This is a genomic window from Xanthobacter wiegelii, assembly GCF_043193855.2.
GTDB lineage: Bacteria > Pseudomonadota > Alphaproteobacteria > Rhizobiales > Xanthobacteraceae > Xanthobacter > Xanthobacter flavus_A.
On the sequence record NZ_JBAFUY020000003.1, the window covers coordinates 144,934 to 166,255 of the forward strand.

The 21,322-nt window shown below is 64.5% G+C and carries 20 protein-coding genes; 11 read left to right on the plus strand and 9 right to left on the minus strand.

What is annotated here, in order from left to right; genetic code table 11:
- Positions 1-6: 6 nt before the first annotated feature.
- The 9 genes from V5F63_RS26425 (at position 7) to repC (ending at position 9,167) form a co-directional block, all read left to right on the plus strand.
- The gene (locus tag V5F63_RS26425) at positions 7-1,068 is read left to right on the plus strand and encodes a DUF7146 domain-containing protein (RefSeq protein ID WP_394015645.1); all 1,062 of its coding nucleotides are present in this window, start codon (positions 7-9) and stop codon (positions 1,066-1,068) included.
- Between the two features lie 336 nt (positions 1,069-1,404).
- A complete protein-coding gene (locus V5F63_RS26430) occupies positions 1,405-2,337 on the plus strand; it encodes a DUF2493 domain-containing protein (protein ID WP_394015646.1) in 933 nt (310 codons plus the stop codon).
- Between the two features lie 72 nt (positions 2,338-2,409).
- Positions 2,410-2,670: a type II toxin-antitoxin system Phd/YefM family antitoxin gene (locus V5F63_RS26435; protein WP_394015647.1), complete on the plus strand. Its 261-nt coding sequence runs from the start codon at positions 2,410-2,412 to the stop codon at positions 2,668-2,670.
- On the plus strand, positions 2,660-3,079 hold the full coding sequence (locus tag V5F63_RS26440) for a hypothetical protein (RefSeq protein ID WP_394015648.1): 420 nt from the start codon (positions 2,660-2,662) through the stop codon (positions 3,077-3,079). The genes V5F63_RS26435 and V5F63_RS26440 overlap by 11 nt, the downstream gene beginning before the upstream one ends.
- 630 nt (positions 3,080-3,709) lie before the next feature.
- Entirely contained in the window at positions 3,710-4,030 is a 321-nt protein-coding gene (locus tag V5F63_RS26445; protein WP_394016449.1) for a DUF736 domain-containing protein, read from the plus strand.
- 837 nt (positions 4,031-4,867) lie between these two features.
- Positions 4,868-5,188 carry a DUF736 domain-containing protein gene (locus V5F63_RS26450; protein WP_394016449.1) on the plus strand — a complete coding sequence of 107 codons (321 nt, stop codon included), beginning with the start codon at positions 4,868-4,870 and terminating at the stop codon, positions 5,186-5,188.
- Positions 5,189-5,479: 291 nt separating this feature from the next.
- Positions 5,480-6,694, plus strand: a complete 1,215-nt coding sequence (gene repA, locus V5F63_RS26455; protein ID WP_394016334.1) for a plasmid partitioning protein RepA — start codon at positions 5,480-5,482, stop codon at positions 6,692-6,694.
- Positions 6,694-7,737: a plasmid partitioning protein RepB gene (gene repB, locus V5F63_RS26460; protein ID WP_394016335.1), complete on the plus strand. Its 1,044-nt coding sequence runs from the start codon at positions 6,694-6,696 to the stop codon at positions 7,735-7,737. The genes repA and repB overlap by 1 nt, the downstream gene beginning before the upstream one ends.
- 200 nt (positions 7,738-7,937) lie before the next feature.
- The gene (gene repC / locus V5F63_RS26465; protein WP_394016336.1) at positions 7,938-9,167 is read left to right on the plus strand and encodes a plasmid replication protein RepC; all 1,230 of its coding nucleotides are present in this window, start codon (positions 7,938-7,940) and stop codon (positions 9,165-9,167) included.
- A 132-nt stretch (positions 9,168-9,299) separates the two neighbouring features.
- Here repC and V5F63_RS26470 read toward each other — a convergent pair whose 3' ends face one another.
- A complete protein-coding gene (locus tag V5F63_RS26470; RefSeq protein ID WP_394016337.1) occupies positions 9,300-10,610 on the minus strand; it encodes a hypothetical protein in 1,311 nt (436 codons plus the stop codon).
- Between the two features lie 551 nt (positions 10,611-11,161).
- The gene (locus V5F63_RS26475) at positions 11,162-12,262 is read right to left on the minus strand and encodes a site-specific integrase (RefSeq protein ID WP_394016338.1); all 1,101 of its coding nucleotides are present in this window, start codon (positions 12,260-12,262) and stop codon (positions 11,162-11,164) included.
- 124 nt (positions 12,263-12,386) lie between these two features.
- On the opposite strand from V5F63_RS26475, the gene V5F63_RS26480 reads away from it, so the two are divergent.
- Both V5F63_RS26480 and scpB read left to right on the plus strand, forming a co-directional pair.
- The gene (locus tag V5F63_RS26480; protein WP_394072546.1) at positions 12,387-13,328 is read left to right on the plus strand and encodes a DUF1403 family protein; all 942 of its coding nucleotides are present in this window, start codon (positions 12,387-12,389) and stop codon (positions 13,326-13,328) included.
- A gap of 2 nt (positions 13,329-13,330) precedes the next feature.
- The gene (gene scpB, locus V5F63_RS26485; protein WP_394072544.1) at positions 13,331-13,999 is read left to right on the plus strand and encodes an SMC-Scp complex subunit ScpB; all 669 of its coding nucleotides are present in this window, start codon (positions 13,331-13,333) and stop codon (positions 13,997-13,999) included.
- A 56-nt stretch (positions 14,000-14,055) separates the two neighbouring features.
- Here the strand turns inward: scpB and V5F63_RS26490 are convergent, their stop codons facing one another.
- The 7 genes from V5F63_RS26490 to V5F63_RS26520 form a co-directional block, all read right to left on the minus strand.
- On the minus strand, positions 14,056-15,147 hold the full coding sequence (locus V5F63_RS26490; protein ID WP_394072542.1) for a hypothetical protein: 1,092 nt from the start codon (positions 15,145-15,147) through the stop codon (positions 14,056-14,058).
- A gap of 78 nt (positions 15,148-15,225) precedes the next feature.
- A complete protein-coding gene (locus tag V5F63_RS26495; RefSeq protein ID WP_298307036.1) occupies positions 15,226-16,272 on the minus strand; it encodes a nucleotidyl transferase AbiEii/AbiGii toxin family protein in 1,047 nt (348 codons plus the stop codon).
- Positions 16,269-16,937 carry a DUF6088 family protein gene (locus V5F63_RS26500; RefSeq protein ID WP_298307038.1) on the minus strand — a complete coding sequence of 223 codons (669 nt, stop codon included), beginning with the start codon at positions 16,935-16,937 and terminating at the stop codon, positions 16,269-16,271. The genes V5F63_RS26495 and V5F63_RS26500 overlap by 4 nt, the downstream gene beginning before the upstream one ends.
- A gap of 114 nt (positions 16,938-17,051) precedes the next feature.
- Positions 17,052-17,243: a DinB/UmuC family translesion DNA polymerase gene (locus V5F63_RS26505; RefSeq protein ID WP_366522822.1), complete on the minus strand. Its 192-nt coding sequence runs from the start codon at positions 17,241-17,243 to the stop codon at positions 17,052-17,054.
- 335 nt (positions 17,244-17,578) lie between these two features.
- A complete protein-coding gene (chrA, locus tag V5F63_RS26510) occupies positions 17,579-18,976 on the minus strand; it encodes a chromate efflux transporter (protein ID WP_394072539.1) in 1,398 nt (465 codons plus the stop codon).
- Between the two features lie 11 nt (positions 18,977-18,987).
- Complete coding sequence (locus V5F63_RS26515; RefSeq protein ID WP_394072537.1) at positions 18,988-19,806, minus strand: chromate resistance protein ChrB domain-containing protein; 819 nt, start codon at positions 19,804-19,806, stop codon at positions 18,988-18,990.
- A 128-nt stretch (positions 19,807-19,934) separates the two neighbouring features.
- Positions 19,935-21,269 (minus strand): hemolysin family protein, encoded by a 1,335-nt coding sequence (locus tag V5F63_RS26520; protein ID WP_394072535.1) that lies wholly within the window; start codon positions 21,267-21,269, stop codon positions 19,935-19,937.
- Positions 21,270-21,322 lie beyond the last annotated feature (53 nt).

Below are 21,322 nucleotides of genomic sequence, written 5' to 3' on the forward strand. Positions count from 1 at the left end.
GTCACGATGTCCTCCGCCAACTCGACCTCCGAGCTGGCACGCCGCCTCGCGCATCACGCCGAAGCGGTGTGCCGGCATTATCTCCGTGCCGGTCACAAGGAAGGTCGCTATTGGCTTGTCGGCGACACGCTCGGCACGCCGGGGCGATCCCTCTATGTCAGGCTCAGCGGCCCCGACTACGGCAAGGGTGCTGCCGGCAAGTGGACCGATGGCGCAACCGGTGAGCATGGCGACCTGCTGGATCTGATCGCACTCAACCGTGGCCTCACCGACATCCGCGACGCCAAGGATGAAGCGCGGGCTTTCCTCAGCCTGCCCCTGCCGGAGCCTCCTCCCCTATCTGGATCACGATTTTCGTCGAAGCCGCGCAATACCGCCGAGGCGGCACGGCGTCTGTTCGCCATGGCGCGCCCGATCGCCGACACGTGGGCCGATGGTTACCTGAAGCACCGTAGCATCGCCTCAGCGATCGTCGATGACCGGTTCCTTCGTTTCCATCCGCATTGCTATTATCGCGACCATGATGATGCACCGACACGCACGTTCCCGGCTCTGATCGCAGCCGTCACCGACGATCGCGGACGCATCACCGGCGTGCATCGCACCTGGCTTCATCCCTACGACATTGGCGAGAAAGCGCCGGTCGCGTCGCAGCGGCGGGCGATGGGAGACCTTCTCGGCAACGGCGTTCGCTTCGGCATGCGCTCCGACGAATCCAACCCGGTGATGGCGGCCGGCGAAGGCGTCGAGACCATGATGTCGCTGCGCATGGTCATGCCCAGGATGCCGATGATCGCTGGCCTGTCGGCCAACCACCTTGCCGCGATCCAGCTCCCGCCTTCGCTGGGGCGTCTCTACGTCGCTGTCGATGCTGATCCTGCCGGACGCAGTGGGATGGAACGGTTGAGCCGGCGTGCGCGGCAGCTCGGGATCGAGGTTCTGACGCTGTCGCCGAGGCTGGGCGATTTCAACGAAGACCTTCGACGGCTCGGCAGCCCCAGTCTCACTGAGGATCTGGGGTCTCAACTCGTCCCGCAGGACGGAGCGCGGTTCCTGCTCGCGGCGTGACGGAATGCGCCGGGAGGGGAAGAGGTGCGCGGCATCGGGGAGCCGGTCGTGCTGATCGCAGGAGATTGTCCCTTGGCGAGAGAGGGCCGCATCCATGGCCTTCTAGAGGGCGAGTGGGCGTCAGAGCGGCCGGGCCGGCAAGTGCGGTCGGCAACTGTTTTCCGCCGGCAGGCAAGCCTGCCTTTGCATCGCGAATCAAAACAGCCGCCGCCCTGCCCTCCTCCGCGATGCTCCGGCCGCCGCGCTGCGCTTGGCGGTGCAAGCCCGACCCCTCCGCCGCCTGATCGCCACGAAGGCCGCGATGGGCGCGGCCGCCGCCCCACGGAGGACATCCCCATGGCGATCGACCAGCACCCCGACGACGAGCCGATCCACGCTTCGTCCGCGACATCCCAGGTCATCCACGAACTGCAGCTCTACGGCCACCGTCCGCACCAGGACGAGCCCGATCCGAGACCCCTCCCCGACGAGCCCGTGGTCCGGGGCGCCCTCGCCGACATCTTCGATGCCCTCATCGCGACCCTGGCCGACACCCGGCTCGAGCCCGACCTCGAGGACCTGCTCTGGTCGACCGTCAACCTGTTCCACCGCGCGGCGGGCCGCATCCAGCGCGAGCTCGACCGCAATGAGGACGACCAGCGCAAGAGCCAGCAGGAACAGGACGGCTCGGAGGTGCGCTCCGTCGAACTCGAGCGCCTCATCGCCCAGGGCACGACCATGATCGAGCGCCGCGAGACCATGGAGTTCTTCCGTGAGCACGCGGCCGACCTCTTCGAGGCCCATGTCGGATCGGTGTGGCATCCGCGGACCGGTTCGAAGGTCAACCATCGCAACCTGACCGCCGCAGTCATAGACAGCCGGGACTTCCTCGCCGCCAAGCGCCGGATCGAGATCGAGCCGCTGATGCCGGCCGGCGTGAAGGTCGCCTTCGCCGGCGGCCTCGACTGCAACGACTACCAGGCGATCTGGGACGTGCTCGACAAGGTACATGCCAAACATACCGACTTGGTGCTGCTCCATGGCGGATCGACGAAGGGCGCGGAGTTCATCGCCTCAAGGTGGGCGGATGCGCGCAAGGTACCGCAAGTGTCCTTCAAGCCCGACTGGACGCGGCACGCCAAGGCGGCGCCTTTCAAGCGCAACGACGAATTGCTCAGGGCGCTGCCGATCGGCGTCGTTGTCTTCCCAGGCTCCGGGATCACCGACAACTTGGCCGACAAGGCGAAGGCGATGGGCATCCCGGTCTGGCGGTTCGGGGGCGGCGCGTGAGCGTCGGTTCCCTTGAAATCATGGGAAACATGGATATGATGGAAATCATGGATATTTTCGGGGAGCATTCACATGCGCGCCTTCACCACCAATGACCTCAACAAGCAGGTCGGCGAAGTCACCGATGCGGCGACGAAGTCGCCGATCGTCATCACGCGGCATCGCAAGCCCCGCTTCGTCATGATGAGCTACGAGCACTACCAGAAGATCAGGGGCGAAGGCGACCCCCGCCGCGCATACGCCGCCGGTGAAACGCCGGACGACGTCGCCTCGTTGTTCTCGGCTGAGGTCGACCGTCTGGCGACGGGCGAAGGCTACGACGATGACCGGTGACCTGCGTCCCGGCACGATCGTCCAGTATCCGTACCTCTGGAAGTGGCAGCAGGAACGCGGCGAGACGGAAGGTCGAAAGGATCGACCCGTCTGCGTTATCCTCGCAGTGCGCGGATCTGACGGTCTGACCCATCTTGCGCTCCTGGCGATTTCAAGCCGCCAACCGGGCTCCGAGCAGGTCGCGATCGAGGTTCCCGAAATCGAATGCCGGCGCGGCGGGCTCAGCGATCTCAAGCGGGCCTGGATCAGCGTCAGCGAGTACAATTATGATATCGCCGAGCGGTCCTTCTATCTCGATGCGGGCGAGCCCGCACTCGGACGTTTCAGTCGTTCCTTCATGATGAAACTTGCGAGCGCGGTGTCTCCCCTCTTCCGGGCCGGACAGGTGCGCATAGATCGCATCGACTAGGGGTGTTACGGACTTGCCGGAAGGCTTCTGTGCCGACCGCGGAGCGCGTCGGCCTCTTCGCTCACGGCGGTTGCTGAGCGCCGGCCCCGCTTGCCGATGGTGCCCGGCAGCGGTTCTGGCGGGCCGATGTTGCCCAAGATGGGAATGACTCGTCGCCTTGCGAGTTGTCGGGGATGCGCCCTGGACCGTGGCTGGGGATCGACGTGAGGGTTCCTGCCATTGGTGGCGGTCCGTGGTTCCGGCGGGCGCCGGCGCGGCGCCGTCGGCGTGATCGACCTGCGTATGCCGGATGTCCGCGAGCGGGCGTGAACGTCGGTGTCCCGACTGGCGGTGGCCGGGACGGGGAGCGAGTGCGGCGGTGCGGGTCCTGCCTGGTGGGGGCGAGGGCGGGGCATGGCCTGGTGGCAGGGGCTCCTGTGGTCGGTGGCTTCGAAGCCCATCCCCTCCTCTTTGCCGCCTGTGTCCGGGTCTCGGCCGCCTAGTGCCGTCAACCCCGCTGGCCACCCCACGATGCGGGCATCGCGGGGACCCCGACCGGGGGTTCCCCTGCGCTGCGGTGACGACGGCGTCCGGCCCCTTCCTTTGGGCGTCATCGGGGATGGTCCCCGAGCAACCTCAAGGAGACTTCACATGGCCACGATCGCAACCCTCACCCAGAAGGCGGACGGCAACCTCGAAGGCACGCTCGCCACCCTCAACGTCACCGCCCCGATCGCGCTGGTGCCGAACACCCGCAAGGCGAAGGACAACGAGCCTGACTACCGCGTGATCTCGCGCAAGAACGGCTTCGAGCTGGGCGCCGGCTGGAACCGGATCTCGAAGACCACCGGCGAGGAGTACATCTCGGTCTCGCTCTCGGCCCCCGAGTTCGGCACCATCTACGGCAACGTGGCGCCGGCGCCGGGCGAGGATCCCGCCAAGAAGGTCATCATCTGGAACCCCGCCAGCTGACCCGAAGCCGCCGGCCCCGCCCAACAGCGGGGTCGGCGCTCAGTCTTTGAGTTGACAGCCGTCAACTCCGCCGTCCCGCAGCATCCTCCGGATTGGCCGCGAGGAGATCGGAGCGCTCGCGGTCAAAAAGTTGACGGCAGTCAACTCGGACGGACCGGCCTTGTACGGTTCAGACCAAGCGAGCGGCAATCAAACTCCGTTCCTGCCATGCCTCCGGGCGCCTTCCTTGGTTGGCCTTCCTGGAAGGCGCATTTGCAAAGATGCGCCCCGATGAGGCTAGTCCGTCACCGCGCGCGCTGGCTGGTCCGGTGCCGGCTATGGACGTGCCGGGATTGCGATTGTGAAGTCGGGCATGCCTCGTCGCCTTGCGCGTTGTCGGGGATGCGGCCGAGACCGGGCCACCGGTTCGACGTGAAGGCTCTCGCCGAGGTGGCGATCTGCGGTTCAAGCGGGCGCTGGCGCGGCGCCGTCGGCGGGATCGTTGTGCGTATGCCGGATGTCCGCCAGCGGGTGTGAGCGCCGGCGTCGCGACTGGCAGTGGCCGGGACGGGGGGCGGGCGCTGCGGTGCGGGTCCTGCCTGGTGGGGGCGAGGGCGGGGCATGGCCTGGTGGCAGGGGCTCCTGTGGTCGGTGGCTTCGAAGCCCATCCCCTCCTCTTTGCCGCCTGTGTCCGGGTCTCGGCCGCCTAGTGCCGTCAACCCCGCTGGCCACCCCACGATGCGGGCATCGCGGGGACCCCGACCGGGGGTTCCCCTGCGCTGCGGTGACGACGGCGTCCGGCCCCTTCCTTTGGGCGTCATCGGGGATGGTCCCCGAGCAACCTCAAGGAGACTTCACATGGCCACGATCGCAACCCTCACCCAGAAGGCGGACGGCAACCTCGAAGGCACGCTCGCCACCCTCAACGTCACCGCCCCGATCGCGCTGGTGCCGAACACCCGCAAGGCGAAGGACAACGAGCCTGACTACCGCGTGATCTCGCGCAAGAACGGCTTCGAGCTGGGCGCCGGCTGGAACCGGATCTCGAAGACCACCGGCGAGGAGTACATCTCGGTCTCGCTCTCGGCCCCCGAGTTCGGCACCATCTACGGCAACGTGGCGCCGGCGCCGGGCGAGGATCCCGCCAAGAAGGTCATCATCTGGAACCCCGCCAGCTGACCCGAAGCCGCCGGCCCCGCCCAACAGCGGGGTCGGCGCCTCGCAAATCCGATCAAGCCGTCACCGATCCGCTCTGGCGGGGCGTCGCCGGGGAAGCGCCGAACGGCCAAGCGAAGAGCGCCAAAGGCGATGTCCACGAGAGAATTGACTCTGGATGGCCAGAGCGTTTGCCGACGCCTCGCGTCGTTAACCTTTCATTAACCCAAAAAGCCTTGCCGCACCGTTAGAATCGGCTCTAAATGCGGTTCTACGTCAGAAGTGGCGTTGAAAGCGCATGTGCGGGAAAAACGAATGGCCGACACTTCACGCGCCACCGATGCAGTTGATGACGTCGACTCGCTCATCATGGAGCATGGTCGCGATCTATCAGCAAAGCTGCAAGCGCATTGGCTTGAGCATTTCCCGCCCGTGGCGGAGAAGTCGCTGCGGTCGTTTCAGTTAAGTGAGGTAGCCCGATTCCTTGGGGTGAAGCCGGGCTATCTCCGAAACCTGTCGCTCGAAGGCAAGGGGCCGGCTCCGTCGGTGACGCCATCCGGCCGCCGCTCGTACAGCGCTGAGCAAATCCTAGAGCTTCGCCAGTACCTCGACGACAATGCCAGAGCCAGGAAGCGCTATGTTCCGCATCGCCAGGGCCCCGAGCATCTCCAGATCATCGCGGTTGCCAACTTCAAGGGAGGAAGTGGAAAGACCACGACGGCCGCCCATTTAGCTCAACATCTTGCGCTGGCCGGTCATCGCGTTCTGGCCATCGATCTAGACCCTCAAGCGAGCCTGACGGCGCTTCATGGCCTTCAGCCCGAGTTTGATGTCGGCCGCAATGAGACGCTCTACGGCGCAATTCGATATGATGACGAGCGGCGCCCTCTCTCGGATGTCATCCGGAGGACGAACTTTGCCGGGCTCGATATCGTGCCTGGCAACATCGAGCTGATGGACTTCGAGTATGACACTCCGCTCGTATTGGCGACGAAGGAAAGCGGCAGCATGGGCCGCCAATTCTTCGCGCGACTGGACGAGGCACTCGGCCCGGTAGCAGACCGGTACGACGTCGTCATTCTCGATTGCCCGCCGCAGCTCGGCTATCTGACCATGATCGCCCTGTGTTCAGCGACCGCCCTGCTCGTCACCGTGCATCCGCAGATGCTCGACGTGATGTCCATGTCTCAGTTCCTGCAGATGCTCGGAGACGTCATGGCGCATCTGAAGAAAGCCGGCGGCAAGATGCAGTACGATTGGGTGCGTTACCTCATCACGCGCTACGAGGCGTCGGACCAACCGCAGACCGAGATGGTCACCTTCATTCGCACACGGTTCGGACGTCACGTCCTGACCAATCCGATGCTGAAGAGCGTCGCGATCTCCGATGCCGGCCTTACGAAGCAAACGCTCTATGAGGTCGAACGAAAGGAGTTCACGCCGAGCACATACGATCGGGCGATCGAGTCTCTCGACGCGGTCAATGGAGAGATCGAGGGGCTGATCCACAAGGCCTGGGGGAGGGGGTAATGGCACGCAAGGGACTGTTCTCCGCCTCACCTGAGAAAAAGTTGACGGCAGTCAACTCCGACGATGCTCCCGCGGTGCCGCAAAGAGTGTCGCCTCCGGCGTTCGCAACCCGAGGCGCTCTCGGTGCCGTCACGCGCTCTATTGACGAGTTGGCCGCGCGAGCAGACGCAGCCAGAGACCTCGAAGCCCGCCTCACTGCCGGCGAGACGGTAATCGATGTCGACCCGGACATCATCGACCCGCCCTTTATCGCCGACCGTTTGTCGCACGACGATGACGCGGACTTCCGTACGCTGGTCGCGGCAATCGAAGCGCGCGGTCAGGATTCCCCCGTGCTCGTCCGGCCCCATCCAAAGGAGAGCGGGCGCTATCAACTCGCGTTCGGGCGACGGCGTTGGCGAGCCTGCAAGGTGCTCGGACGCCAGGTCCGAGCCGTTGTCAAGAAGCTCTCGGATCGCGATCTCGTCCTCGCCCAGGGACAGGAAAACAGCGCGCGAGCGAACCTCTCATTCATAGAGCGCGCTCTGTTCGCCTGGCGGTTGGAGGAAGGGGGCTACGATCGCGAGACAATCATGAGCGCTTTGACCGTCGACAAGACGGTCGTCTCGCGAATGATCTCGGTGGTAAAGAAGATCCCGCTTGCGATCATTGAGGCTATCGGATCGGCGCCGACGACTGGCCGGGACCGATGGGTTGATCTGGCCACTGCTTTCGAGGCGGGTGTCGACATCGAGCAAGTGACCGATTTTCTCGCGTCGGCCGATGTGCAGGCGGCTTCATCCGATGAACGATTTGATCTTGTCTTTGGACTGATCTCGAATCCCCCCGTGCCGGAGGAGCCGGCAGCTCGCGCCGTCGCCAAGAAGGCGCATGGACAATACTGGTCCACACCCGCCGGCGTGCGCGTCGCACGCGTCTCATCGACCGACCGGGCATTCGTTCTGTCGATCGACAAACGCAATGCTCCCGGGTTTGGCGATTTCCTGCTGACGCAGATGGATCGCCTTTTCGAGACCTACAGCAACGAGAAAAAGGAGGACTGACCGACCGTACGAAGCTCACCGCAACCAGCTAGGAGCAACGCGGCAAAAGAAAAAGGCCCCCGAAACGGAGTTCCGGAAGCCCTTCTCGTTCTTTGGCGATTACGAGAATCACACTTCCGCGAATCACAGTCAAGAGTCTCGTGAGAGATTGAGCGCCGTTTCGGTGAGCAGATTTCCTTTGCCCTCATAGAGGCAGAGACATGGAACCACACCTATCGACGACGCCCTTCGGGCGGCGAACGCTGACGCTTGCCCATGTGGCAAATCAGGCGATCGCAAAAGCACGGCCGCTCGAAAAGGCGGTTCACAAATGGCACGTCTATCAGACGCTCTGCATTGCGAGGGTCACATTCGGCGTGTCCGAGCGCGCGCTGTCGGTGCTCAACGCGCTACTGACGTTTCACCCGGAGACCATGCTGACGGGGGAAGACCTGATCGTCTTTCCCTCGAACGATCAGCTGGCACGGCGGGCGCATGGCATGCCGGCATCAACGCTGCGCAAGCACCTGGCCGTCCTCGTCGACGCTGGGCTCATCATTCGCCGCGACAGCCCGAACGGGAAGCGATACGCCCGCAAGGGCCGCGACGGCGAGGTCGCGATGGCCTTTGGCTTCGACCTCGGGCCGCTCGTGGCGCGGGCCGAAGAGTTTGCGCAGATTGCCGAGGCGATCCTGGCGGCCGAGCGTGAGATGAAGCTCGTGCGCGAACGCATCACCATCTGCCGGCGTGACATCGCGAAAATGATCGCGACAGGCCTCGAGGAGGGCGTGCCGACGAAGCGGGCAGGGCAGGGTCCGGCGGACTGGGCGGAGATCCACGGGCTGTTTCGCGCGATCATGGCTCGGATTCCGCGAAGCGCCACACTCGCTGAGCTCGAGCCAGTTGCCGAGGAGCTCACCATGCTGGCTGATGAGATCCTTATGTTGCTGGAGGCTCATGCAAAAACAGAAAAAACGAGCACCAATGAATCCACATTTGAGCGCCACATACATAATTCAAATCCAGACTCCCTAATTGAACTTGAACCTGCTCTCCGAGAAGAGAGGGGGGCGAAGGCAGCGCCAGAACCCCAAACGCCGCGGATGCCGGAAGGGTCCTACCCCTTGGGGATGGTTCTCGACGCTTGTCCCGATGTTTGCGACTACTCCAAGTCCGGGATTTCGAACTGGCGGGACTTCCTGGCGACCGTTGCCGTGGTCCGGCCCATGCTGGGGATCAGTCCGAGCGCCTGGGAGGAGGCGCGGACCGTCATGGGAGAGGTTCAGGCTGCTGTGGTGGTTGCGGCGATCCTGCAGCGCGGTGCCGCGATCAATAGCGCCGGCGGCTATATCCGCGATTTGACGAAAAAGGCGGAAGCCGGAGGGTTCTCTCTTGGCCCGATGCTGATGGCGCTGATCGGCAGCAGAAAGCGCGACAAGAAGCGAGCATGACCCATGTCGAACCGCGGGAATAGCCGTGTAGTCGTCCGGCGACGCTCGGTAACCATCGGGTCGTTCCATTCGGTCGAGAACAACGTTCGTCTCGTGCCCGCACAATCGGACGGCTCGCCTTATGGAAGCCCATTAGGCTGCGGCGGTCTCAAATTCGGTCTCAAGCCCCTCGCGAGCCAGGCGGCCGTGATTCACGAGCAATGTACGAATCGTCAGGGGCGAGACTTCGAAGTGTTCGGCAACGTCCTGTTGATTTTCCATAGAATAATCGTCGCCGAGCATCGCATCGACAACCTCGAACGGGCTGAGCAATTCTGCGGCGAAGGACCGTTGAACTTTCTGTCGGTAGGTGTAAGCGCGAGTCGCGGGCAGAAGAGCTCCGCTCGGCGGTCTGGCAAGACGATCGCCCAGAAGCCGTGCAAGTTCAAAGCGGCGCCCAGTCCGCCATTTGGATCGAAGAACAACCCGGCCCTGAGTGGGCTTTTCGTCGAGCGCGAAAGAGATAGATGCCCCGCCTCGAACGTCCGGTATGATTGCGCGAACAACGCCCGCCATCTCAGCTAACTGGACATCCGTAAGCGGACCCTCACCGAGCCGGTGGTGTTCACGAAGGGCACGGGCCGCCGTGGCTCCTGCTCTGTAAGCGGGGGTCAGACCGCTGCGCTTCGGCACTTCAGTAGCTGGTAGCCGAATGACATCGCGTGGCGAGGCATCGAAACCGCTCCTCTGAGCTGCTTCACGAAGGTCGTCCCCGGTCAAAAGCTTGCCGCTTTGGCCGTGTTCCGCTGCCAGCTCCTCAACACCAGACAACCCAAGATCCTCGATGTCGCGAACCAATTGATCGACAAGTTGCTCCTGGGAGTCAGGATCCTGACCCAGCAGAGCCTCCAATTTGCGAGTGCGTACGAAAGCTGGTGTTTTACGCTCTGCAATTACGCCCGACCAAACTGTCTGGAGATTGCTGTCTTCGATGCCGGCCCAGCTAAGGCGCTCCAACACCTGACTGAGGAACAGGTCAATGCCAGCCTCGAACTCGCTGGCGGGCAGGATGACCGCGTGATCGGTGATGTAGCGGAAAGGCGTTTGGGGGCGTTCCGTCGTGGGTTTCGAAATCAATGCGGTTCGTTCGCCATCGGAGAAAATCGTCAAATTTGGCCAGATATACCCCGATCCAATTGTCGTCAGACGATGGGCGTAAGCCCAATCCTTGGAATTTGAGCGTGGCTCCCAACGCAAACGCCACCAATTCCAGGCGAGCCACTCGGCGAGGTGGTAGGCAGAGAGTAGGGGCGCTTGACGCAGCCTATTGGCTAGGACGTCGTTGCCTTCTGTCAGCCAAAGATCATGCGCCTTGATGCCAAGCGCAGAAAAGCATGCACGCTCCTCCGGCGACCCGGCATCGAGTTGCTCCCATTCGGCAGCTATTGACCAACTGACAGGCATCGTTGCTTCCAAATATCTCTTACGTAGTCGCGCAGATCGTCCTCTTCTTCAAGACGGTAGCCGTGATATACCCCTAACGTAGATGGGTCAGTTTTGCCTCATAAACCTCGCCATCTTCGTCGACGCACCAGATGAATTTTGGAAAACCATTGTAGGCGAGTTCGCTGACTGCTCCTCGAGAAATGCCTCGACGCATTAGCTCGCTGGCTTGCTCCAACCGGATCACCTTAAGAGCGTCACAAAGCGACTTTGTCGGCCGCGGATTGGTTCTCTCTAGGCCGTAGTCCGCTGGGTTCCTCTTATGATGGCCGCTGCCACCGTATCGCGCATTGACCGCAAGCTCGGCTTTCCGTTCGTCTGTCAGGAAGCCTTCGCGCGCTATCCGTCGCTTCGGATTGTTGCCAGGTCGAGCCATGCTTAACTTGCCTCAAGACGCCTTGGACCGTCACCTTATCAGAGGTGCCTTCCAATTCCCGAAAAATCAGCGGGCAAGTCCGTGAAGTGGCTCGCTGGGCACGCACCGGCAAGGTCGGAGCATGCTTCGGCCGACGCTACAATCCTGCCGCCTTGGTGAGGTTAACGCGGAAGCGGTCGCGCCGGCGCTGGTAGCGCCGGGTCATCTCGGCCGAGGCATGGCCGAGCTGCTTCTGCACGTAGCGCTCGTCGACCTCGGCCGAGGAGGCGAGGCCGGCGCGCAGCGAATGCCCAGCGAACTTACTCTCTCGTTCGCCCTCGCTCAGATCCGGCCGCACGCCGGCGGCGAGCGCGGTGCGCTTGACCAGCCGCGCCACCTGCTGGTCGGTGAGCCGATCCGGGCCGACGTCCTTGCCCTGGCCGGTGACCCGCCGGAATAGCGGTCCATGGGGAATTTTCGCCAGCTTGAGCCAGGTTTGCAAGGCGACGACCGGGCAGGTCGAGTCCGAGGAGCCGCGGCCGATCTCGACCTCGCGCCAGCCGTTCTTGCCGCGTAGCGTCACCAGCATCCCCTTGTCGAGGATCTCGACCCAGCCGCGGCCGTCCTCGGTTTGATCGCGGCCGGCATCGAGCGCGACGATCTCGGACCGCCGCAACCCGCCGGCGAAGCCGAGCAGCAGCATGGCGCGGTCGCGTAGGCCGCGCAGCGTGCCACGCTCGAGCGTCTCCAGCATGGCGATGACGTCCTCCGGCAGCACGGCTTCCTTCTGCACCGGCGGCCGGCCATGGGTGTTGCGGATCCCCGCGAGCACGGTGGCGATATGGCGGTCGGCGCGGTCGAGCGGCGTGCCGCGCTGGGCATAGTTCCAGGAGAGGGCCGACAAACGCCGCTCGATCGTGCCGACGGCGTTCGGCTGGCGATCGGCGGTTGCCGCACCGGAGGCGCAGGCGGTGATGTAGAGCCCGACCACCTGCGGGTCCGGGGGCAGGGGAGACAACGCCTGGCGCCGGCACCAGGCGGAAAAATGCTTCCAGTCGGCGGCATAGGCGCGGCGGGTGTTGGCCGAGCTCGCTGCTTCGGCATAGTCGCGGGCGCGATCGGCGAGGCGTTCGAGATGGGCGGGCAGGTCGGCCGACGGCTGCGGCGCGGAAATGACGACGGGTGGCGGCGCTGCAGGGGAGGGCGGCGCGTGCTCCTGGGCGTCGTTTTCGGGGCTCGGAGGGCTCGTTTCATGCATGCTTCTATATAAAGACAGAAACGAATGATAATGCAACATTATCGTTCGTTCTGGAGTCGCGACAGGTGCGGCGGTTAGCGGCCAAATCTCTGGCAGAAAGCGCCGCCATCGGATACGATCCGGCATGGCCTCGCGCGCGCGACTCATCCCCGAGCCCCCTCCGACCTTTCCGGCCTTTCCCGGCTGGGCGCGCCAGCCCGCGACCGGCGAAGCCGTTGAAGATACGGAGTTTCTCGCCGGGGCGGCGCTGGCGGCGCTGCATCCGATCGCCCGCCACGAGCACCCGCTCGGCACCCTCTGGCGCCAGCGCCTGGCGCTTGGCTGCGCCGCCGCGCTGGCGCAGCAGAACGGCCGCACCGAGGACGAGGGGATGCTGCGCGACCACTGGTATCTGCGCCGCGAGGGCGACGACCCAGGGCCCGCCGGGCAGCTCCTCAAGGCCTGGCGCGCCTTGAGCGAGCGGTCGGCGATGGCCGCCGGCGACTGGGAGCTCAAGCTCGCGGCGCTGCTGGCCCACCGCTACGACGACGCGCTGCAGGACGTCATTGCCTTCGCCACCGACCAGCTCAAAGGGCCGGGGAGTGCGGTGCGCGCCGCGGCGGGAGTGGCGGCGACCAGCCTGCGGTTTCGGCCCGACAGCCGGCCGCTGGCGCTCTGGCTCGCCGATGCGGTCCTGGCGCATCGCCTCAAATGGCCGGCGCCGGTGCCTTTGCTCGCCGCCCATCTGAAGCGCGCCGATTTCCGTCACGCCGCCGCGCATGTCGCCGGCGACAGCGGCTGGCTTGCCGCCTGCAACCTGGCCTATGCCCGGGGCTCGGCGGCCGCGGCCGACCTGCACGCCGATCTCGCCCGCCGCGCCGAGAAGCTCCTCGCCGCCGCGCCGCAGCTGCGCGGCAAGGACGCCGACATGATGGTGGCGATCCTCATCAGCGAGGACGCGCAGGCGGCCAGGACCGGCAAGGCCGCGAGCGACCGCTCGAGCCGGCGGCTGTTCGAGCGCCTGGTCGCGCTCGGCGGCGTGCGTGAGCTCACCGGCCGGCCGACCTTCCGGCTCTACGGGCTCTGACCATGGCCCGGCGCGCGCGAGCCAAGCAGGAGCTTGACACCGAGCTCGCCGATCTGCCGCCGGAGCTTCGCTGGCGCGAATGGATGGGCCGGGTCGAGGCGGTGATCTTCGCCTCGCCCGAGCCGGTCGGGCGTGAGGTGCTGGCGCGGGTCGTCGGGCGGGACTGCAATCTCGACCTCATCATCGACGATATCCGCGGCGAGCTGCGCGGCCGGCCCTACGAGCTGGTCGCGGTCGCCGGCGGCTGGCAGCACCGCACCCGCAAGAGCTTCGCCGATGCGATCCGCACGGCGACAGGGCTTGGAACCGAGACGAAGCCGCTGTCGCAATCGGATGCGCTGATCCTGATGTGCATCGCGTATTTCCAGCCGATCACCCGCGGCGAGCTTGGCCAGTTCTTCAGCAAGGAGGTCAGCCGCGACACCATCGGCCATCTGCGGTCGCTCGGCTTCATCGCTGCCGGGCCGCGCAGCCCGACGCCGGGTGCGCCCTATACCTACGTGACGACCCCGGGGTTCCTGTCGCATTTTGGCTTCGACACGCTCCGCGACCTGCCGGACATGGAGGCGCTCGAGGATGCCGGCCTGCTCAGCAAAGAGAAGCTGCTGGCTGGAGATATTCCGATCGCCGGCGGAGAGGCCGACGATTTTGACGACGGCGCGAGCGAGTAAGATTTCAAAATGGATCTGTATTTATGGCCGGGGCGAAGCCGCCAATTCATCGTCGGTCAGAATCCGTAGCGCTGGTCAGCCCACCGCAACAGCACCTTGGCATCATGGTCTGGCAGGCGCACACGCGCGTCACGCAGGCCCTGCGCGATCGCGTCGCCAACATCGGGATCGACTCGGTTGCCGTGCGTCATGAGAAAGTACCAGCCGAAGGCAAGGCCGACCTCGCGATCGATCGCCTCTGTGCGATCCATCAGCATATGCACTGAGGCATCGCCGGCCTCCAGGCTCTCCTTCGGCAGATGCAGCGGACGGGTGATGAACCCGATCTCTCGCTGGCCGTTGTGCTCATAGTCGGTGATGTCGAGTGCCCAATGCTCGAAGACGCGCGCGCTGCGCGCGCTCGATTCCTCCCAGTCCTGAAAGAAGCGCACCTCGCGCGGCACCACATCGAACCAATTGGGCTGCAATTCCAGGAAGGGCCTCTGCGTGCCGTCGGTGCCGATCCAGACGCGCTGTTCCATCTCAGGGCGGCGCGCCTCACGCTTCTCGCGCTCGAGGCGCGCGCACCGCGCGAGGAATGTCCGGACATGCACGACACTGCTGCCGGTACGCTTGCTCAAACGGTAGAGCGGGCCCGCGATCACCTTGTCGTCGGACCTGGCGTCATGGTCGATCCATGACGGATCAAGCAGCTCCAGCTCGCTCCAGGGGCGAGATGATGGATTGACGATCGGCCCAGCACGCCACTCCACCTCGCGGCCGACCGAAATCTGCACGTAGTCGGCCGCGCCCGATCCGGTCGGCGCGAAGGCGTACACGCTGTTGCCGTGCCATTCCGAGATCTGAAGTTCGGTCTGCTGTAACCGAGACCAGAGAGCCCCGACGTTGCCCTTGTCCTTGGCGAGTTCTGCTTCCATCCACGGTCGGTACTCGGCGATCCGGGTTCCGTCGGCGGCAAGCACCGAGCGCTCGACCCGCCAGTACTGGTCGTCGTCAATCGCCGCCAAGAAGGCGAACCCAGGAAACGCCTCGGTCAGCGCTGCTGCGAGCGCGGCTTCGTCGGCGCCGGCCGGAAGGCGCGCCAGGGCCGCTCCAACCGAGGCACGGTCGGGCAGTCTCACCGGTGCATTTTCCAGGATGTCAGCCATGCGATGGTCCTAGCCTTCTGGCTCCGTCCGATTTTTCCGTGTCTCGCCGAGCGGGCCTTCCGATTTGCGACCGACCATTTATCGGCCTCGATCGTTCGCCATCTGCTCGATCTCTTTCATCGACGTCAGAATGTCCGCGAAGAGAGGGGCGTCCCCGAAGATCATCGGTGTCATGTTCGCATAGTCTCGCGCGAGCGCGTCAATCATGGCCGCGGACGGCGCGATCGCGAACGACCCGGTTGCGGCCGACGCCAGATCGTAGTCGGGCCGGTTGAAGAACATGAGGGCGTGCCGAACGCAGTCGGCTCCCAAGGCGGCATCGGCTATTGCCGACCGGCCGACCTCGGAGGCGAAAAGGCAATGGAGGTCGTAGAAGTGTCGCGAGACGCGCTGGCCTGCCTGGCGCAGCTCGCCGCGGCGCTCAAACCAGCGCCGCAGGCCGTGCGCGATCACGACCTTGTCCCAAAACGTGCGCTCGGCATTGATCGTCGTGACGTTCGGGACCGCCAGCTCGAGGCCCGCCACATCCTGGGCAATGTAGGGGCGGATTTCCTTCGGATGGTTCGGGTCGAGGGCCGACTTCGCTCCAGACTCGATCCGCACCGCCGGCCGCACATAGGCCTCGTCGCGCGGCTCGACCTCGGGATACCAGACCAAAAGCGTCTGCCCCTCGGGGTCAGCCTCATCGATTTCGACGCGGCCGCGTCCGTCCGTTGCCTCGGCAAGGTGCTTGGTCAGGAACCCGTGCAGCGGTCCGGTAATATAGCCACGACAGGCGTCTCGGATCGCGTCCAGTCGAGCCCGCCGCTTCTTGTTCGATAGCGCTTCGAGCTCGTCGACGGAGGCGGGCTCGGCGAGATCGTCGCGAAAGACCGTCACATCGATGTCTTCGGAAAATCGCTCGATCAGCCCGAAAGCCTTCGACAACGACGTCCCGCCCTTGAACAGGAGGCGCGGACCTCCGGCGGGCCGTTCGTGATAGAGGGCGTTGAGGGTCCAGCAGACCCAAAAATCCTTCTCGATGTTTCCGATCGGTGCGCCGAGCCGGTTCGCCGTCGTCAAGAAAAGGTCGAGCTTCTCGCCGGGCGCAGCGGAGATGACCTCGCGAAAGGCTGCGCTGCTCACGAGCGATCCTCCGGCGCAGCGTCGGCAGTATCGAGCAAGGGCCGTAGAAAATCCTGCATCCAGATCGGCATGGCTGAGAGACCCGCGCGAAGATCGTCGCGAAGCTCCTTGCCATGCTGTGGGTCGGCGAACAGCTTGCGCAGGCGGTTCTCGACGACCCGTCGATCCTCCTCCTCCGTCATCATGTCCTGCATCCAATGAAGCGCCTGGACGACGCGCATACCCGGCCGCCCCGCCCAATACAGGCGGCTGGGCGCAGCCGACTTGAAATGGATGACTTGCTTGCCGAGCGTGATCGGCTTCAGGCGCGCGTCGATCAGGACCTCGATGCGTGCGGGGACGGCTGTGGTGAGGCCGAGATCGTTCGCCGCAGTCATGCCGTCGACCACGACGCGGGCCTGGTCCCGCCGCGTCACGGCTCGGATCACGGCACGATAGTCGGGGACCATCGGCTTGCCGGTGAGGTTGCTCTTTCGCGGCCGATCATAGAGCCCACGGTCGATCCGGCGCAGTTCGCCGGCCGCAGCGAGGCGCTGTAGCGTCTTGTCGACAGCTGCGCGATTGCCGAGGTCGGCGAAATCGCCTGGCGTCCAGACCTCGCTCGGCTTCGCGTCGACGCGGGCCAGAAGGCGAGGGCGGAGGTCGGCGGTTGGTTGATCGAGCATGTCCGAAATATGATGCAAATTTCGGACATAAGCAAGGGGCGTCCGAACGATGCTGCATTCTTCGGACATCTTGGCATGCTTTTCCGGCGTGGCCTATAAGAGCGGGAGCTGAATCTACCTCTCGGCCTGACGAGGCAACCCATCCAGTGATGAGACTGTGACGCCGATCAATCGTATGCCCTTTGCGACCGGGAACAGCGGCGCAAGCAAGGACAACGCAAGAGCCTCGATATCCGCTGACGCCGAAAACGCCATGCCGACCGTCCGGCTGCGCGTGACCTGCTGGAAGTCGGCGTATTTCCTCATCTGTAGCCGCGCGGTTCTCTGTAGGCCAGTGACCACTCGGCACTCTGCTTATCGCCAAGCAAGGGCACTCTCCGGGTGAGAGGGTAATAGCGAGGTTTAGGTGGCTATTGCGCAGACATAGTGCCCATCTTCATCGTTCGTAGCCCGCGAACCCCGTCGATTCCACGTTATGGCGCGCTATTCTGCGAGATAGCTACCCAATCACCGCCGATTGCCGCGCTCGAACGAAGGCGAACCGCCCGATTATCCAGATAATTCCTGCGTAAACATATGGAGGCGGCCCTAGCGCGGACATCACGTGCCCAAATTCGTCCGCCAGTGGGCCTTCCCTCGTGTCACACAGGTAAATAGCTGACAAAAACACCGGCCACCGCGCAAAGGCCGAGCGTCGGGATCATTCCGACTTTGAAGCGCAACATGGCAATCATCGCAGCGACAGCGAGAACTGCGGCCCGCCAGTCGATCGATGTGAGCACCGGCAGGTCCGGACCGACGCCGAGAATCTCGAACGTCCGCACCTCCCGAAACACGACGTGTAGCGCGAACCACAAAGCAAGGTTCATGACCACGCCGACGACTGCGGCGGTGATCGCTGAGAGCGCCGATGAGATCGCCTTGTTGCCGCGCAGAGCCTCGATGTAGGGCGCCCCAAGAAAGATCCAGAAAAAGCACGGTGCGAACGTGACCCAGGTGGTCAGGAGAGCACCGAGACAGCCGGCCAGTAGCGGATCGAGAACGCCGGGCGTCCGATAGGCGGCGAGGAAGCCGACGAACTGGAGCACCATGATCAGCGGCCCCGGCGTCGTTTCGGCGAGGCCGAGCCCATCGACCATCTCGCCCGGCGCGAGCCAGCCGAAGGTGTCGACGGCGGCCTGCGCCACATAGGCGAGGACAGCATAGGCGCCGCCAAAGGTGACGACCGCCATCGAGCTGAAGAAGGCGCCGAGCTGGGTCCAGACGCTGGAGGTGCCGGTCAGGAGCCAGAGCAGCAGGACCGGCCCGAGCCAGATCGGCAGCCAGATGGCGGTCACCCGAAAGGCCCGCCCCCAGGAGGGTTCGGCATGGGTGAGTTCGCCGCGCTCGAACATGAGATCGACGACGCCCTTGAACTCAAGAACGGCTCCCTTGGAACCATGCCCTCCGGCGGCGAAGAGCTGCGGCGCTTGCCGACTGCCGATCCAGCCCACAAGCCCTGCGATCAGGATGATCAGCGGAAACGGAATCCTGAAGACGAAGATGCCGATGAACGCCGCAACGGCAATCGCGATCATCGCGCGGTTCTTGAGCGCCCTCCGGCCGATCCGCAGCACCGCCTCGACGACGACCGCGAGGACCGCCGCCTTGACGCCGAAGAACACGGCGTCGATCAGCGGCACCTCGCGGTACAGCACATAGAGGATGCTGAGGCCCAGCATGACGAAGGCGCCCGGCAGGACGAACAGGATGCCGGCGACGAGGCCGCCGACGGTTCGATGCATCAGCCAGCCGATATAGGTGGCGAGCTGCTGCGCCTCGGGTCCTGGCAGCAGCATGCAATAGTTGAGGGCGTGCAGGAAACGCTGCTCGCCGATCCAGCGGCGCTCCTCGACCAGTTCCTTGTGCATCAGGGCGATCTGTCCGGCCGGCCCGCCAAAGCTGAGAAGGCCGATCCTGGCCCATACCCTGGTGGCTTCAGCGAAGGTCGGGGCTGCAGGCGTGGAGACGGAATCATCCGTCGTGAGGGTGATCGACATGGTCGCCTCCCTCATGCCAGCTTCTGGCTAGACGGCCAGTTGTGCGTTTCCTCGGTCGCGTCGCGGGACCAGCGATAAAAGGCGTCGTAGAGCAGCAGGCCCGCTTCGAGCTGTTCGAGATCGTTGCGGAACATCCGCGATAGGCCCAGCGAGGCGGCGAGGAAGCCGGCCGCCTGCGGCACGAGATCAAGCCGCGCCGTGTCCGCCGCTCGCACGATGGTTGCCAGGCGGTCCAGTGGCTCCGAGGTCAGGCCGAACTCCTCGACCATGGTGTCGAAGGTGCAGCGCTCACCACGGTGGCTCCAGAACACGTCGTCGATATCGAAGGCTATCGCGTTGAAGCGTTCGGCGACGGCGGCCACTTCGGTCGCCGCGACGAACAGGAACACGGCGGTCGGATCGATGAAGCGGCGGATGAGCCAGGGACAGGCGATGCGGTCGACCTTCGGTCGCGCGCGTGTCGCCCAGACGGTGCGGCCTTGCTCATCGCGCGGCGGCAGCTTTTCGGTCTTGACCAGCAGTCCACCGGCCGACCGCCAGGCCTCGAAGCCGCCTTCGAGGGTCTCGGCATTGATCCCCTCATGCCGGAGCCAGGCGGTCACGCCCTGGCTGAGCTTCTGCCCCCTCTGGCAGACGACAACGACGTCGCGGCCGGCGAACTCGGCCGCCCAGTTCGTGACGGTCTGGAAGTCCCGGCGGACAGCCGCCGGGAGGAGACGCGGATCGGCGTCAAAATCCTCGGCCAGGCGCACATCTACGATAGCCGGCGCGGATGGAATACCGACGAGGCGGGCGAGCTGAGACGTGGTTATTTCAGTGCTAGACGGCATGAGCGTCCACTCCCTTCTGGGGAACGATGGACGCGATGTTTGGGCTGCCGCCTCACGGGGCAATCGCGAATAACCCCTTAACCTCAATCTACCCGCAAGGTCCTCCATTCGCAAGCCTATGGCTGGCCTCAAGACCCCTCCACGTGCTCCCGACGGGCCAGCAGCTTGTCGATTCGTCTCCCGTCCATGTCGATGACTTCGAATCGCCAGCCCTCATAGTCGAAATGCTCGCTGACCTCGGGAAGATGCCCGAGCCGGGCGAGCGCGAACCCGGCGATGGTGTGGAAGTCGCCATCCGCCGATCGCAGCTTGAAGCCGAGCCGGGCGAAGGCATCATGTGCCGGCATCATACCGTCGATCAGCAGCGAGCCATCCTCCCGCTCGACGATATCCGGGTCTTCACCTTCCGCATCCGGCAGATCGCCGGCAATCGCTTCCAGCAGGTCGGTCTGGGTGACGATCCCTTCCAGGGCGCCATATTCGTCGATGACGATCGCCAGACGCACCGGCGCCTTCTTGAACTGATCGAGCACACGGAAGATCGGTGTCGCCTCGTGTACGATCACGGGTTCACGGATCGCCGCCATTGGATCGATGGTCTTCCCGTCGAGGACCTGATCGAGGAGATCCTTCTTCAGGATCATGCCGAGCGGCTCGTCGATGCCACCCTGACCGACAAGGAGCTGCTCATGGCGACATTCGCGAATGGTGCGGAGCATCTCATCCGGGCCGTCATCGGCATCGATCCAGTCGATGTCACGCCGCGGGGTCATGATGTCGGCGATGCGCCGATCACCGATGTTGAATACGCGCTCGACGACCTCCTGTTGGGCCTGATAAAGAAGGCCCGCTTCCTGGCTTGCGGCGACGAGCAGCTTCAGCTCCTCGGGTGAATGCAGTGATCCCTCACCGGCACCCGGCTGCAGTCCGCAGAGCCGCAGCACGAGGTTGCCCAAGCCGTTGAGCAAGATGATCGCCGGTCGGAGCAGGAACAGGAACATGCCGAGCGGCCGCACGACCCAGAGCGCCGTGGTCTCGCTGCGCTGGAGCGCAAGGCTCTTCGGCGCCAGTTCGCCGAGCACGATGTGCAGCGTGGTGATGATGGCGAAGGCAATGACGACGGCGATGGTGTGCGAGCCGGCGGTGGCGAGCGATCCGGGCAAGCCGCTCAACAAAGGTTCGATCAGATGGGCCAACGCCGGCTCGCCGACCCAGCCGAGCGCCAGCGACGACAGGGTGATGCCGAGTTGTGTCGCCGCAAGGTTGGCGTCGAGATTGTCGACGGCGCGCTCGAGCGCGGAAGCGTTTAGCCGACCTACTGCGACAAGTTCCGTGACGCGGCTGCGGCGGACGGCAACGAGGGAAAATTCAGCCGCGACGAAAAATCCATTTGCGGCAACGAGAATAAGTACGGCGAGTATCCCGATCAGGTCGGTGATACTACTGCCATCGGTACTAGGCATGGTCTCCTCTCGGGCGGCTCCTGCCGCCTCGGGTTGTTGATAGGCAATACACT